Below are 14325 nucleotides of genomic sequence, written 5' to 3' on the forward strand. Positions count from 1 at the left end.
CGCCAATCAGACGTTGGGTCCGGACGGGATTGCGGAGGCGAACAGCGGCACAACATTCATCCACGGCTGGCCTTGGCTCAATGCCTGATATTTCTGCATTGACGTGATGGCGTGCTTTTGGCCGCCATTCAAGTAATAGATTGTGCCGTCCGGTGTGCGGATGAACACTGTTGCCGGGGCTCCTATCGTTAGCAGTCGGCATGTGTATTGATCGAGCGGGACGTATGTGAAGGGGAACTGCGGCAGTGAGCTCGAGGACACCGCATGTACGCTCCCGCCCGCGCTCACATAGTTAGTAGTTCCGCAGGTCAATCCAAATCCGAGAAGGTTCTTCGCACGAGGATATGCATCGAGCCGAGCTTGCGTCGTGTAACTGAATGCCGCGATTCCCGCTTCGTTGGCGAAGGCGAAGTTTGACATCGCGATTTTGTCAGTCACGCCATTGATCAGATACACGGTCGCATCTGCCGCGGATCTGACCAGGGTGTTGCTGGTCAATGCCACTGGGCCCTGAGGAAGGACGCTCACCAGTTGGCTCGGCACCGTCAGGATGGTCGGAGTACCGCCGCCAGCCAGCGCAACGAGCGACACCCATGCGCCGACCGGCAAGATTTGTGATTCCATCACGATATATACCGTCGCCGAACTGGCAGTTTTGATCATTGACCCGGGCGCGATCGACCCCTCGCTTGGATAGCTGTCGATGAAGGTCTGCGGAACGGTAACTGCCGGTAGGGCAGCCGACGATGCGCCAGCCCAGTCGTACCTGCCATCGCCCGCCAAAACACTCTTGGTTGCCGAGCTGCTCGGCTGAACAATTCCGCTGAACGAGGATGAACTAGCCGGAATCAACGCGAGGCTCTGAGCGTAAAGACTTCCGGCGACGCGTCGTGGTGCGTCGCTGCTCATCACAGCTCCGGTATCGACCGGATAGCGTGCGTTGTTTCCCAGGTACGAATAGCTGCTGGTTCCACGTTGGACGACGAACACGGCATCTCTCACGATCGGTGGTCCGAATGGCAGGTTCGCTACGGCCGCTTCGGTCAGAATGTTGTACCCGCCCGGAAGACCGGCCGCCGCCTGAGACTGGTTATCAAGGATCTCGCGCTTGGTGGCGCCGGTCACGTAGTAGCGCGCACCAGCAGTTGTTCCGAGCACGGGAGTCATCGCAGGGCCACTCGCAAACAGGTTCAATTGACTGTCTGAGAGTTGTACATAGCCGGACGCATTACATGCGCCGCCGTAGTCGGCTACCAGTGCGCACGACCCGAACGGGAGCTTGATGCCGACATCCGTGAAGTAGATCGTGCCGTCAGGCGATCGAAGCACCCGGCTCGCGTTCTGTTGGGTTGCATATCCGTCAAGGAATTGTTGTGAGACGTAGTAAAGCGGACCGAGTACCGAGAACGCGTTGAAGAGGTCCATGCTCGGAATCGGGTACTTGTTCCCACTAGATATCAGGTACACCGTGCTGTTGTCTACGGTGCGGGCAAGACTCATGCCTCCCGCAAATGCCTGCAATTGTGCGAATGTTCCATTGAACACATCTTGATCGCCGGGAAACAACCCGGGCTGACCGTTCGCGTACGTCGCATCCGCGAATTGCCAAATCGAGTAGTTGGTCCATCCGGCGGGAAGGGTTCCGGGGCCGCTAGCGACGTTGCTCGGCCAGTTCGCGATCATGAGGGGGTTCGCCGAAAATGCAGCCGTGTTACCGGTACAAGACGACCACCAGCCGGTCGTTGAGTAGATAGCTGGTAGCCGACCCGTTCGGGCTTTGACCGTGTTCGAGAAATCGGTGATCCGGGCGACCATTTGACTCGGACTCATGTTGTAGCAGGTTTGACCGTACGGATTGTATTCAATGTCGAGAAGCGGCGGTAGGGTGCGGCCGTCGTTTGTCCAGCCGCCGCCGTTGCTGACGAAGTAGTTGGCCTGCGCCGCGCCGGATGATGTGTTCGGCGTGGCAAAGTGATATGCGCCACGCACTAGACCGGCGGCAGCGGAATCGTTGTATTGTTCGCTGAACTGGCTGCTGGTGTAGTTGGTGCTCTCAGTCGCCTTGACGTAGGCGAATCGTCCACCGTTGGTCCAGATCTGACGCCAATTTGCAGCGGTCAACACCTGCCATCCACTGACATCCAAACCCGGAGTGCCGGGTGGGATTTGGCTGGTCGTTGCCATGAGCGACCTGGCGGAGAACTTGCTCTGGGTTCCAGCGGTGAGACCGGGGTTGTTGGCGGCGACGGTCGACCCCATTGCGTGGTTGTGTGTCGCATTCATCTCGGCCAGCGACGGATCAGGAGCTGGCGTCGCGGGGGTGGGACCTGGGGTGGGCACCGGGCTCGAGGTTAATGCAGCATCGGGTGCCGTCGGGACGACCGTTTGACTGGGAGCGGGTGATGGCGTAGGGGCCGAGGTGGCCGACGATGTTGGGGTCGACGTCCCGCTCGACGTGGGCGTAGCTGTCGCAGTCTGTATGTCTGTCTGGTTCTTGCCAGGGGCCACAGGCGCGGCATTCACGTCGCTGGAGATGGGTCCGACAGCGATGCTGACCGCCGCGGCAAGGGCTACGACGAAATAACAGATTGACCGCATTGTAGGTTCCCCCAAGGACCGCGTGTCTCACGATGGGCTGGCAAGACGACTAGGCGCCAAAACCTGCCGCACCGATCCAGTGCAACTGCAACTGTAGGTTGACCCTACAACCAAGTGGCCAGTCGACCGTGCTCCGCCGCAGTTTCGCATGAGTGCTGTGCCGGAAGGGCCGGGATGACTCGAGTGTTGGCATCGGTCTCGTGCGATAGATTGCAGTGTGGTCAATGAACAACGCGCGCCTCTAATGAAGCTGTCGCTGATCGAAGTGCATTCGCCGTCATGAACTCAATCCACCCGAGCGCGCAGCTTATTGGTGAGGTGAGCATCGGCGCCGGGAACACCATTGGGCCGCTTGCCGTGATCATTGGCCCCGTTACGATCGGTGACGATAACTGGATCGGTACCGGTGCGCTCATTGGGGCACCACCGGAAGTGCGCGATTGGCCACACCCGGTGGATGCGATGCACCCCAGCTCGGGCGGAGGCATTGAGCTCGGCTCGGGCAACATCGTCCGAGAATATGTTCAAATCCACCAGGGGTGGAGCGACGTGACGCGCGTCGGTGATCAGAACTTCGTGATGAATCAGTGCTACGTCGCCCACGACTGCCAAGTGGAGAATCACACAACTCTGGCCTCGAGCGTATTGCTCGCAGGTCACGTGCGTATCGGTTCGGGCGCGAACCTCGGACTCGGGGCACAGGTGCACCAGCGAATATACATAGGCGTCGGGGTCATGCTCGGCATGGGCTCTGTCGTCACCCGCAATATCCCGCCGTTCGCGAAGGCATTCGGTAATCCAGCACGCATTCGGGGCGCGAACCGCATCGGAATGGAACGAAGCGGCATGCGCGCTGCGTCGATCGATGCGGCGTTGCGGGCATACACGGGGTCGCCGAATCGTGATGCCGTCGCCGCGCTCGCGTCGCTGGACGACATGCAAGCAGCGATCGAGGCCTGGAATCGGTTCGGCGTGCCACGCAGTTAGCGCGAGCGGGAATCTAAGCGAACCGAGGTGCCGTCACGAGCACCGCGGCCGTGAGCGCGACCGAATAGCCGAGGAGCACCCACACGGCCCAGCGGTACTTGATAGTCATCCCCGCCAGCAGGATGACTCCGCCGAGTATAGGTGCTCCATAACGTGGTGGGAGCGGGAAGTAACTTCCGCCCTGCACGAGGACGCTGATAGCCAGGAGCGGCCCGGCCATCAGAGCGATCGCGACAACGGCAACGACGACTGGGGTGCGCGTCGCGCCTTTGTGTAGTCCCCAGAAGGCACCCAGCACACCGGCGATGCAGATCCAAGAAAGCGGCACGACTACCCACGGCGGGATCCGATATGCCAGTTGGGTCGTTCCCACAAGGACTACATTCGACGTGATCGTGTTGGGAAGAAAATTCCATATTTGTGCGGCCAGGCTGTTGAAATCAAGAGGTGCCACGAGGCCTTGTTCCGGTGGCGGGCCCACGGCGATGGCATTGCGAATCGCCAGCCAAACGAGTTCCACGACGATTGCCGCTACGCCGGATAGGGCGGCTATTCCTGGCAAGGCTAGCCATCGTCGCTCCGGCAGGCCAGGGCGCGTCGTCGACCAGCCGGACCAGGTCGTCGACTTCCGCTCCCACAACCACTGAATCAGCAAATACAATCCGACGAGACCGATGGCGAGGATGTTTGTGCCCTTGAATGTGATCGCGATCGCGGATATCAGGACCACCCACCATCCGGACCACTGAGCTCTCACGAACTTAATGGCGGCGATCAGGGCAAGAACGCCCAGGATGAAAGAGGGCGCGTCTGTGCTGATATAGGTGTAGGTCCACCATGAGAACGGTGAAGCGATAACGGCAAGTCCGAGAGCCAGAATCGTCAGCGGTCTGATCTTCCACATTCGCATAAGGAAGAACAGGAGAACCATGCCCATCGCTTGCCATAGGGGGCCGGTCAGCCGCCACGACGTGACAAGGTCTAACCCCGTCACCAGATGAATTGCGCCGCCCACTACCCACGTGATGCCGAAATAGATCGGCGTGTATAGATCCGCGGATGTCTTACCTTCATACGGAAACTTCTTGAGCTGAGCGGCATAGTCGCTGCCACACTTTGGCCCCATCGGGCCGTAGACCTTGACGCCGTCGCAGGCCATGATCTGGAGCGCTTGCTCGCCGATGTTCTCGCCCCGATGGACAACGCCTTGAGTCGGGAGTTTGTACAAATAGTCGACATACACCCATTCGTCGACGGGGGAAAGCTGCGCCGTGTGCAGGAGCGTGATGGTACCCGATACGCCTAGGGCCGCGATGACCAAGACGATTGGAACCCAAAAGGCACGGATCAGGCGAGATCTGCGAGTATGGAGTGATGGTGTGGTCGGTGCGTCAATCGTCACGCGCAGGTGACCTTTCAAGTTCAAGAAAAGTGGCAGCCATCAGCGTACCGTGTGGTCGTCGGGTAACTCCTGCGGCCCGAGGACGTTTCGTGTTCTCATACTTCGGAGCATGCTCCATGTGATGGTTGCCAGTGTGAAGCACATGATGCCAGTCAGAGCTTCCCACCCGAGCGGCGGTTGCCACGCGGGGTGTGTGACCATCGTTATCCAGGACGGGCTTGCTCCGACGACATATCTTTTGAGAGCCCATACATACGATGCGATCTGCGCTACTCCAAGCATGACAAATGCGAAAGTCAGAGCGCGACTGCCAGCGGCGCTGAACAGCGCGCGCGGTAGTGCCGCGTCCAATGCTGCGCCTGCGACGAGAAGCAGACACACCACCAGGGCAAGCATGTAGCGCCCTTGCCAAATGAATCCCATCTGGTGCACGATGGCAGCCTGCGAAAACGCCGGAATGAGCACGAGCCCGACCACAACCAGCAGCACGGCGGCGCGGGCGCGCCCTCGGCAGAACATGAGGGCCGACGTGACCAGCACAGTTATCAGCGTTGTCCAGACGACAACGGCCAGCGCGGGTGCCGGGCGGTCGAGCCAGCCAAAGTTGCCGATCCAGTCGCGCGCAAAATCGAAGAATTGCGCGATCATCGTGGTGAACGCAGCAAGTACGCCGGTCTTGGCTCCCGTGGTCGGCCTCGTAGCGGTTGTGATGGCCGGCTTGAGGTACCAGACAAGGGACGCGATGACGGCCAAAGCGCTTACACCGCCAGTAACCCACGTTGCCGAGCGCTTGAGAAGATCCTTGAGAACAATCGCGTGGCTGAGCATAAGAGCACAGGTCAGTGCGACGAGAATCCAGACCAGGGCGATGTTTCTGGTTCCTGCGAGAAGGGCAGCACTGCAGACAACAATCGCTCCTCGTTCCCATAGCATTCGCGTCGTCGAAGGCGTCCTCATCACCGCGATCATCGTTGCGGTTAGTGCCCCGGTGGCGGCTATTTCCACGCCGTTCGGGTTGACGGATCCGCCCAAGAAAAGAACCATCGGCGTGACTGCGATAGCTGCCGCTGCCACTGACCAACGTGATCTCGGCAATTGCCGCACAGCCATGAACATGAAGGACAGTAGCGCGGCACAGACGACCGCACTCATGAGGCGCATGGCGTACAACGCAGGTGTGCCGCTGAGAACGAGAGACGGGAGCCCGACTATCGCATAGAAGACGGGGCTATTGATACCGGCAGTCGTCGGCGTGGGTGACTGTCTGTCAGCATCTTGTGGCGTCGGTGGTTGGCAGTCCGCCGATGTGTTCGGCTGGTATGCGAAGCACGCAAGATTGTACGAGTTGGACGCCCACTGCGGAACCACCACCTGGATCTTGGATGGGTCGGCCGGGTACACGCGACCGGTCAGATCACCGTGCGCAACCGCTACAGCGCGGACAATATGCGACGGCTCATCCGGGGCAGACGATATGGGCATGCCCACTGCCCAGAGCCCGAGAAGTGTGAACAAGACGGCAAACGCAACAAGAAAGTTCCGCCAGCGACTGTCCGAGGCGCGCGCGGTTCGTGGGCCGAGCGGGATTTGCGTCATCACTAACCGCTGTTCATCCGGAGCCGAGTAGAAGGCGACCCACGTCGGGCCACCACTTAGGATAGGACAGACTCGGCCATGCAGTCGGACCCTGCCCGCCCGATTGGTGCCTGTGCGGGTGGTCATTGGGAAGGAGTTGCGTGCCCAGACTCTTGCGTTCGCTCCCCATTGGGATTGCGCCGATCTTGCTAGCGACGGTTGTTGCCGGTGGTTCCGGGTACATCGTCAACGCGATCGTGCCAATATTTCGAACACAGGCGGAATATGCCGACTTCAGCATTCTGTGGTCGGCGCTCTACCTGATCATTGCGGCGCTTTCCGGCGTACAGCAGGAGGTGACGCGAGCGACCAAGCGACGCGCGGTCGAGGATCCGACTGTGGCGGCGAGCCCCGTGCGCGGTTTCGCTGTTGTTGCTTCAGCGGCCACCGGACTTGTCATTCTCATCACCGGGATCTGGTGGTTGCCCGCCGTGGTCGGCGGGAACGGCTGGGCGCTCGCCGTTCCGCTGGCCATCGGAACGGCGTCGTACATTCTTGTCGCGGTTCTGTGCGGCACGATGTACGGACTCGAACTGTGGAAGCTTGTCGGTCTGATGATCGGCGTCGACGGTGTTCTGAGATTGCTCGGCGTCGTCGTCGCACTTCTGCTTGGGGCGGGGACCGTCGGGCTGTTCTGGGCGGTCGTGCTCCCGTTTCCCCTCACGCCATTTGCGCTTTGGTTCTTCGTCCGAAAATCGATTGTCAAGAAGTCGGAGCTCGATGTAGCTGCCCCTGCGCTCACTTGGAACGTGCTGCGCACCATCGTGGCGTCGGCAGCGACCGGTGTTCTGATCAGCGGGTATCCATTACTTCTAGCCGCGACGTCGCCATCGACTCCGAAGCACGAGTTGGCCACCGTCAATCTCTCGATCAATCTCATCAGAGCGCCGCTGGTGATCGTTGTACTCTCGTTGCAAAGTTATCTTGTCGTGCGCTTTCGCACCGCTGCGGGTGCAGCGCTGAGCATGTTTCTGAAGGTCGCGGGCATGATCATTGCAACGACTATCGTGCTCTCGGCGTTGGCCTGGCTACTCGGCCCATTCCTGCTCGGACTGTTCGGTCGAGGCTATGTGCTTGACGGCTGGGTCGTTGCTGCGCTCGTTGGCGCGTCGGGGATGCTTGGCGTGCTGTGCGTCAGTGGGCCGCTCGCACTTGGGCTCTCACAACACGGCGTGTACGTGACCGGCTGGGTTCTTGCTGCCGTGACATCCATTCTTCTGCTGCTGGTGCCTGGCGAATTGGTACCGCGGATGCTCATATCGCTTGCAGTTGGCCCGGTTGTCGGGGTTGCAACTCACGTCGTCGGTGTGGTGCGGGGAACCCGCAAGCCTCAGTCGCTGGAGAGATCGCTCCCGGGCTGAGTGCCCGGTGGAAGATGAGATTCAGCGCGTCGTATTCGCATCTCCTGCAATGCAAGTTTTTCGGCGAGTGTGCGGGTTTGTTCTTCGAGCTGTGTGAGCTCGGCGCTGTGTTGGATGCAAACCAAGAACAAGATCGCTATGCTCACGAAGAAGACGAGGTTTGTCGGCACCTGAACGCCGACCAGGTTGGCAGCCCAGACCAGCGTGGCCGGGAAGACGCCGACGACCAGCGCAAGTAGCCCGGCAATGAGCCACCAGATGGCATGGCGCTCGCGCAGGCGTCGGCGTCGCAACATTTCGATGACAACGGCAAGCGTGATGAGTGAAGCGAGTATTCCAAAGATGTAACTCGTGATGCTCATGCTGGTTCTGCACTTTTCAATTCGATTCGCGGTCGGATAAGCGCGAAAGCCAGCGCCATGCAAGCCCGACCAAGGTACGCAGCCGACTTGAAAGGATTGTGAGATGGTCGACCGCCAGCACGGGGTCGCATGGCCACAGGAACCTGCTGTATTCGACAGCCCGCGCGGGACGCGATTACGAGCGCTTCGATCGTATCTCCGAGGTATTCAGCAGGGTAATGGTCGGCGAACAGTTGCACAGCACGCGGCCCACTTGCCTTGAATCCGGAGGTTGCATCCGTCAGTTTTGTGTGTGCGAGGCGGCTGAGTACGCGTGCGAGCACGAGCATTGCCCATTGGCGCGGTCCCCGCACGGCGTAGTCACCTTCGCCCGCGAATCTTGCTCCGATTGCGATGTCGGCATCTTCGAGCGCGGCGAGCAAGGCTGTTACTCCAGAGGGATCATGTTGGCCGTCGGCGTCGATCTGCACAACGACGTCGAAGTCGTTCTCAAGTGCGTATCGAAAGCCGGTGCGCATAGCGCCGCCGACTCCGAGGTTGAAGGGTAATTTTGCCACCCGAGCCCCCGCCCGCAGGGCAACAGACGAAGTTCGGTCATGCGAGCCGTCGTCTACGACGAGACACGCGACACCAGGCAATTTCGCAAAAACCTCATGGACAACCGCGGCAACGGACTGTTCCTCATTGAACGCGGGCATGACGATCAGAGTCCGCGAGAGAGGGAGGGCCATGACGACGATCTTATCAACGCGGCATCCCGTCTATCCTTGTACTGCCGCAGGCAGGCGGGGTATGGCCGACGCGTGCGGCGGCTCGACGTTTGATCGAGTGGGCACAGTCATTTGCGAAGGGCCAGATGGAAACCTCAGACATTCTCGTGATTCTCCCGACGCTAGGCGACCGGATCGATACGTTAAGAGAAACTTTCGAGTCGATCGTCGAACAGCGCAGAACGGTGTCACTGACGCTCGCAGTGGTACTCCCCGCTAGTGCAACAGAAGCCCGGCAACTCGCGGAATCATATGGAGCCGTGATCGTCGACGATCCGAAAGAGGGAATATCGGCCGCGATTAATCGGGGTCTGGCCGCACGGACGACCGAGCGCTTCTATGCCTGGGTCGGCGATGACGATCTCTTTCGGCCGAGTGGCCTGAAAACCCTGAAGGCGCTGCTCGACCAGCACCCTGACGCCGTGCTCGCGTACGGCGGATGCGAGTACATCGACCCGACCGGCAAGATCCTCGCGATGAGCAACGCCGGCGGGTTCGCCAAGTTCCTGCTGCCGTGGGGCCCGGACCTCATCCCACACCCAGGAACGATGATCCGGCTGGACGCGCTCGAGTCAATCGGCGGATTCGACGTAACGCTCAAATTCGCAATGGATCTGGACGCGTTCTTGAAGCTACGCTCGCATGGCCGTTTCGTGTGGACCCGTGTCGCCGTCTCGGCGTTCCGGTGGCATCCGGATTCGCTCACGGTCGCCAACCGGTTGGACTCGAGTTTGGAATCGGAACGTGTCAAACGCAACCATCTGCCCCGCGTCTTGCGCCCGATCAGTCCCGCATGGAACTACCCGATTCGCTGGGCGTCCGGCATCGCGGCCTCTCGGATCAGCGCTCGCGCATAACTATTTCGAGCGCAACGACGAGAGGTGCTCGAGGTACCACTCGTAGGTCGATCGGATGCCGTCCTCCAGTGAGGTCGATGCTTTCCAGCCGAGATCGTTCAAACGACTCACGTCCAGCAACTTCCGCGGAGTGCCGTCAGGCTTGGACTCGTCTTGTACCAGTTCACCCTCGTATCCGACGATTTTGGCAATGGTCTCAGCCAGTGCTCGAATCGACAGATCCTCGCCCACCCCGACGTTGATCGTCTGCGGGTCGTCGTAGTTCTCGAGAAGGAAGAGGACCGCATCCGCAAGGTCGTCGACGAACAAGAATTCGCGAAGCGGCCTGCCTGATCCCCAAATCGTGACGGACGGGTCGTTCGCCACTTTTGCCTCATGAATCCGCTTCAGCAGAGCGGGCAGCACGTGGGAATTGCTCGAGTGGAAGTTGTCACCGGGGCCGTACAAGTTGGTCGGCATTGCGGAGATCCAGCTCCGGTTGAACTGGCGCCGCGAGGCTTGCACCTGCATGATGCCGGCGATTTTCGCAATCGCGTAAGCGTCATTGGTCGGCTCCAGTTCGCCGGTGAGCAGTGAGCTCTCTTTGATAGGTTGCTCTGCGAACTTCGGGTAAATGCAGGACGACCCGAGGAATAGCAGCCGGTCGACGTCGGCGGCGTTGGCCGCATCCATCAGGTTGACTTGGATCTGCAGGTTCTCGCTCAGAAAATCGGCCGGGAAGGTGTTGTTTGCTTGGATGCCGCCGACTCGAGCGGCTGCGTCAATGACCACATCAGGCCGCGTGTCGGCGAGAAAATCGCGAACTCGCTCGCGGTCGCGAAGATCCAGCTCCGACGACGATGCCCCGATCAGGTTCGAGAAGCCAGCAGCTTCGAGCCGGCGCCAAATGGCTGAGCCTGCCAAGCCGCGGTGGCCCGCCACATAGATCCGTGCGTCCTTATTGAGTTCGTTTACCACTTAGTTGTCCACCAGTTTCGGTTGTGTTTGGCTGCTCGACGCATACAACGGCCTCGCCCGCGCAAAACTTCCGACCGCGAAAGTGGTGGTCAGCATGCGGACGCCCCAGACAAGCGTAAATCACGCGGATCATGGTAGTCGCAAGTGCGATTGAGCCCTGCGCTAGGATTGCTACGTTTTGACGATCGAGCCGTCGCCTCGACACGACACCGGGCGAAGGCTCATGTTCCGCACTGGATAATGAACCCTATGACTTCCACGAACAACAAGCGCGCCCTGATCACCGGCATCACCGGTCAGGACGGCAGCTATCTCGCCGAGTTGCTTTTGCAGAAGGGTTACGAGGTACACGGGTTGATTCGTCGGTCCTCCACCATCAACACGAGCCGCATCGATCACCTGTATCAGGACCCGCACGAAGAGGATGCCCGGCTGTTCTTGCACTACGGCGACCTGACCGATGGCTCGCGACTGGTCACACTGCTGGCCCAGATCCGGCCCGACGAGGTCTACAACCTGGCCGCGCAGTCACACGTGCGCGTCAGCTTCGACGAGCCGGAATACACCGGTGACGCAACCGGGCTTGGCACGACGCGACTGCTTGAGGCAATTCGCATGACGGGACTGCATTGCCGGTTCTATCAAGCCAGCAGCTCTGAAATGTTCGGCGCAACGCCGCCACCGCAGAACGAGGAAACACCGTTCTATCCGCGCTCGCCCTACGGCGCTGCCAAGGTGTATTCGTATTGGATCACGAAGAATTACCGCGAAGCATACGGAATGTTCGCGGTGAACGGGATTCTGTTCAATCACGAGTCGCCGCGCCGTGGGGACACGTTCGTGACGCGCAAGATCACGCGTGCTGTCGCGCGCATCGCCGCCGGTACGCAGACTGAACTGTTCATGGGCAATCTTGACGCTGTTCGCGACTGGGGCTACGCCCCCGAATACGTCGAGGCGATGTGGCGGATGCTGCAGCACGATGAGGCATCGGATTACGCCGTCGCAACGGGCGCGCGCTACACCGTTCGCGACTTTCTGCAAATCGCGTTCGAGCATGCTGAGCTCGACTGGGAGAAGTACGTCAAATTCGATGAACGCTACCTGCGCCCGACCGAGGTCGATGCGCTCGTCGGCGACGCTTCGAAGGCCGAGCGTCTTCTCGGCTGGACGCCGAAGACGCTGACGCCCGACCTGGCACGGCTCATGGTCGATGCGGACATCGAAGCGCTCGAGGCGAGCGGGCGCCCCTGGATAGACCGAGTCGCGTTCGCGTGAACTCTGCGCCGCACGCGGGACCGACAGACCTACGCGTAGCGTTGTCGATGTTGACGCTCGTGCCGGGCAGCATGGGCGGCAGCGAAACGTACGCGCGCGCGCTCACCCGCACGCTGCCCGAGGACCCGCACGTGCATGTCGAGGCCTTCGTTCCGCCGAGTGCGCGGGGATTCAGCGAGGCCGCACAAGAACGCGTGATCGACGGCATCCGGATCGGGCGCAGCACGCCTCAGCGACTTGCCGGAATCGCGAGAATCAACATGCACGCTGCGTCTATTCGTAGGACGATGCAGGAATTCGACGTTGTTCACTTTCCCTTTACGCTGCCGATGCCGAAGCCGCCGAAAAGCAGCGCGTTCGTGCAAAGCCTGTTGGACGTGCAGCACCTTGAGCTACCGGCGCTCTTCAGCAAAGGGGAACTGATGTTTCGGCGACGCTACTACGAGGGCGCCGCTCGACATGTAGACGCCCTGATCACGATCAGCCACTTTGCGAAACAGCGGATGGTCGAGTTGGCGGGGCTGGATGCCGATCGCGTGCATGTGGCCCAACTGGGTGTTGACGCCGACCGTTTTGTGCCGAATTTCGGCGCACGTGGTGACTTCGTGCTGTACCCAGCACGGCCATGGCCGCACAAGAACCATGCTCGACTCTTCGAAGCGATGGAGCTCGCGAGGCGCGCTCGACCGTCGCTGCGGTTGGTGCTGACAGGAGGCGGACTCGAGTCGCTCGGTACGGTGCCGGAGTGGGTTGATCGGCGCGGGCTCGTCAGTGAGCAAGAGCTGGGCGAGTTGTATCGCACGGCAAGCGCACTCGTGTTTCCCAGCTTGTACGAAGGATTCGGACTTCCTCCGCTGGAAGCGATGGCATCCGGATGCCCGGTCGCGGCATCCAACGCAGGCTCGATTCCGGAGGTGGTCGGGACGGCCGGCGTGCTGTTCGATCCGCATGACCCCGCGGACATCGCCCGCGGCATTCACGAGGCGATTGCACGCACAGCCGAGTTGTCGCACGCCGGCGTCGCGCACGCCCGCACGTTCACCTGGGACCGTTGCCGCCAAGCCCACGTCGCTGCCTACCGAAGTGCACTGGAGAGGTGACGCCCGATGACGACTGAAAGCGGGCAGGACGTCGTTCTCGTCACCGGAGCCGCAGGGCAGGATGGCGGTTACCTGGTTGACCGGTTGCTGAGCGAGGGCCACCTCGTGCACGCCATGTGCCATTCGACGCAGGGAGCGGAACGCGTCTCAGACCGGACACCGGCGGCCCGGACCCACGTAGTGGATCTTGCGGATGCCGCGGCCGTCGGCGTGCTCATCGCCGCCGTCCAGCCCACACAGATCTTCAATCTGGCGGGTAACAGCTCGGTCGCTCGATCCTGGGACTACCCGGCGCAGGCCGCGGACGTTATCGGAGTCGGACCTGTACGCATCCTGGATGCAGCCTGGCGGCTGCAGACCACGCGCGGGCATGCTGTTCGATTCGTGCAAGCCTCGAGCGCTGAGGTGTTCGGTGACACCGAGGTCAGCCCGCAGGATGAGACCACGCCGCGCGTTCCGGTAACACCGTATGGTGCGGCGAAGGCGTTCGCGCAGGATCTGGTCGGCATGTACCGAAGCCGCGGAATGCATGCCAGTTCGGCGATCCTCTACAATCATGAGTCGCCGACACGGCCGCATTCTTTTGTTGCACGCAAGATCACGCACGAGGTCGCGCGCATCGCACTTCGGCAATCTGACCGACTCGTGCTCGGCAACATCGACGTTGAGCGCGACTGGGGTTACGCGCCCGACTATGTCGATGCGCTCCTGCGCATCGCGCGGGCCAACAGCGCGAACGATTACATCGTGGCCACGGGCGAGGCGCACACGGTGCGTGACTTTGTCGATGCCGCGTTCCGATCGGTCGGCATCGTCGAGTGGGATGACTATGTCGTCATCGATCCGGCACTCTATCGACCAGCCGACCCCAAGCGATTGGTCGGTGATGCCACGAGACTCCGCGGGCTTGGCTGGAGGCCAACAATCGGCTTCGACCAACTGGTTCGGCTTATGGTCGAATCTGATCTCACCCAATTGCGCGCAGAATTGGATGCTTGACTGCCGGCGATCGGTAGGC

General features: G+C 60.8%; 12 protein-coding genes. 6 read left to right on the forward strand and 6 right to left on the reverse strand.

Features of this window, described 5'->3' with window-relative positions; genetic code table 11:
* Positions 1 to 6: 6 nt before the first annotated feature.
* The gene (locus QU604_RS07255; RefSeq protein WP_308468133.1) at positions 7 to 2340 is read right to left on the reverse strand and encodes a lysozyme; all 2334 of its coding nucleotides are present in this window, start codon (positions 2338 to 2340) and stop codon (positions 7 to 9) included.
* A gap of 537 nt (positions 2341 to 2877) precedes the next feature.
* Between QU604_RS07255 and QU604_RS07260 the strand changes: the two genes are divergently transcribed.
* Positions 2878 to 3585 carry a UDP-N-acetylglucosamine acyltransferase gene (locus QU604_RS07260; RefSeq protein WP_308468134.1) on the forward strand — a complete coding sequence of 236 codons (708 nt, stop codon included), beginning with the start codon at positions 2878 to 2880 and terminating at the stop codon, positions 3583 to 3585.
* A gap of 13 nt (positions 3586 to 3598) precedes the next feature.
* On the opposite strand, the gene QU604_RS07265 is transcribed toward QU604_RS07260, so the two are convergent.
* Positions 3599 to 4987 (reverse strand): hypothetical protein, encoded by a 1389-nt coding sequence (locus tag QU604_RS07265; RefSeq protein WP_308468135.1) that lies wholly within the window; start codon positions 4985 to 4987, stop codon positions 3599 to 3601.
* Positions 4988 to 5026: 39 nt separating this feature from the next.
* Entirely contained in the window at positions 5027 to 6709 is a 1683-nt protein-coding gene (locus tag QU604_RS07270) for a DUF2142 domain-containing protein (RefSeq protein WP_308468136.1), read from the reverse strand.
* 14 nt (positions 6710 to 6723) lie between these two features.
* On the opposite strand from QU604_RS07270, the gene QU604_RS07275 reads away from it, so the two are divergent.
* Positions 6724 to 7983, forward strand: coding sequence for a hypothetical protein (locus QU604_RS07275; protein WP_308468137.1), 1260 nt, complete (start codon positions 6724 to 6726; stop codon positions 7981 to 7983).
* Here the strand turns inward: QU604_RS07275 and QU604_RS07280 are convergent.
* A complete protein-coding gene (locus tag QU604_RS07280; protein ID WP_308468138.1) occupies positions 7953 to 8345 on the reverse strand; it encodes a DUF2304 domain-containing protein in 393 nt (130 codons plus the stop codon). The two genes, QU604_RS07275 and QU604_RS07280, sit on opposite strands and share 31 nt — an antisense overlap.
* Complete coding sequence (locus QU604_RS07285; protein WP_308468139.1) at positions 8342 to 9076, reverse strand: glycosyltransferase family 2 protein; 735 nt, start codon at positions 9074 to 9076, stop codon at positions 8342 to 8344. The genes QU604_RS07280 and QU604_RS07285 overlap by 4 nt, the downstream gene beginning before the upstream one ends.
* A 125-nt stretch (positions 9077 to 9201) precedes the next feature.
* On the opposite strand from QU604_RS07285, the gene QU604_RS07290 reads away from it, so the two are divergent.
* Positions 9202 to 9972, forward strand: a complete 771-nt coding sequence (locus QU604_RS07290) for a glycosyltransferase (protein ID WP_308468140.1) — start codon at positions 9202 to 9204, stop codon at positions 9970 to 9972.
* Here the strand turns inward: QU604_RS07290 and QU604_RS07295 are convergent, their stop codons facing one another.
* Positions 9973 to 10929 carry a GDP-L-fucose synthase family protein gene (locus QU604_RS07295; protein ID WP_308468141.1) on the reverse strand — a complete coding sequence of 319 codons (957 nt, stop codon included), beginning with the start codon at positions 10927 to 10929 and terminating at the stop codon, positions 9973 to 9975.
* A 249-nt stretch (positions 10930 to 11178) separates the two neighbouring features.
* Between QU604_RS07295 and gmd the strand changes: the two genes are divergently transcribed.
* Genes gmd through QU604_RS07310 form a run of 3 tightly spaced genes read left to right on the forward strand, consistent with a single transcriptional unit; the run spans position 11179 to position 14306 of the window.
* Positions 11179 to 12207 carry a GDP-mannose 4,6-dehydratase gene (gmd, locus tag QU604_RS07300; protein ID WP_308468142.1) on the forward strand — a complete coding sequence of 343 codons (1029 nt, stop codon included), beginning with the start codon at positions 11179 to 11181 and terminating at the stop codon, positions 12205 to 12207.
* Positions 12208 to 12254: 47 nt separating this feature from the next.
* The gene (locus QU604_RS07305; RefSeq protein WP_308468143.1) at positions 12255 to 13307 is read left to right on the forward strand and encodes a glycosyltransferase family 4 protein; all 1053 of its coding nucleotides are present in this window, start codon (positions 12255 to 12257) and stop codon (positions 13305 to 13307) included.
* A gap of 6 nt (positions 13308 to 13313) precedes the next feature.
* Positions 13314 to 14306 (forward strand): GDP-mannose 4,6-dehydratase, encoded by a 993-nt coding sequence (locus tag QU604_RS07310; protein ID WP_308468144.1) that lies wholly within the window; start codon positions 13314 to 13316, stop codon positions 14304 to 14306.
* Positions 14307 to 14325 lie beyond the last annotated feature (19 nt).

Origin of the sequence: Rathayibacter sp. SW19, assembly GCF_030866825.1 — a bacterium.
Lineage (GTDB): Bacteria > Actinomycetota > Actinomycetes > Actinomycetales > Microbacteriaceae > Rathayibacter_A > Rathayibacter_A soli.

Excerpts from the sequence above, each read along its gene's own strand:
- QU604_RS07260 (WP_308468134.1), top strand. The coding sequence starts at position 2,878 with ATGAACTCAATCCACCCGAGCGCGCAGCTTATTGGTGAGGTGAGCATC.
- QU604_RS07270 (WP_308468136.1), bottom strand. The coding sequence starts at position 6,709 with ATGACCACCCGCACAGGCACCAATCGGGCGGGCAGGGTCCGACTGCAT.
- QU604_RS07280 (WP_308468138.1), bottom strand. The coding sequence starts at position 8,345 with ATGAGCATCACGAGTTACATCTTTGGAATACTCGCTTCACTCATCACG.
- QU604_RS07285 (WP_308468139.1), bottom strand. The coding sequence starts at position 9,076 with ATGGCCCTCCCTCTCTCGCGGACTCTGATCGTCATGCCCGCGTTCAAT.
- QU604_RS07290 (WP_308468140.1), top strand. The coding sequence starts at position 9,202 with ATGGAAACCTCAGACATTCTCGTGATTCTCCCGACGCTAGGCGACCGG.
- gmd (WP_308468142.1), top strand. The coding sequence starts at position 11,179 with ATGACTTCCACGAACAACAAGCGCGCCCTGATCACCGGCATCACCGGT.
- QU604_RS07305 (WP_308468143.1), top strand. The coding sequence starts at position 12,255 with ATGTTGACGCTCGTGCCGGGCAGCATGGGCGGCAGCGAAACGTACGCG.
- QU604_RS07310 (WP_308468144.1), top strand. The coding sequence starts at position 13,314 with ATGACGACTGAAAGCGGGCAGGACGTCGTTCTCGTCACCGGAGCCGCA.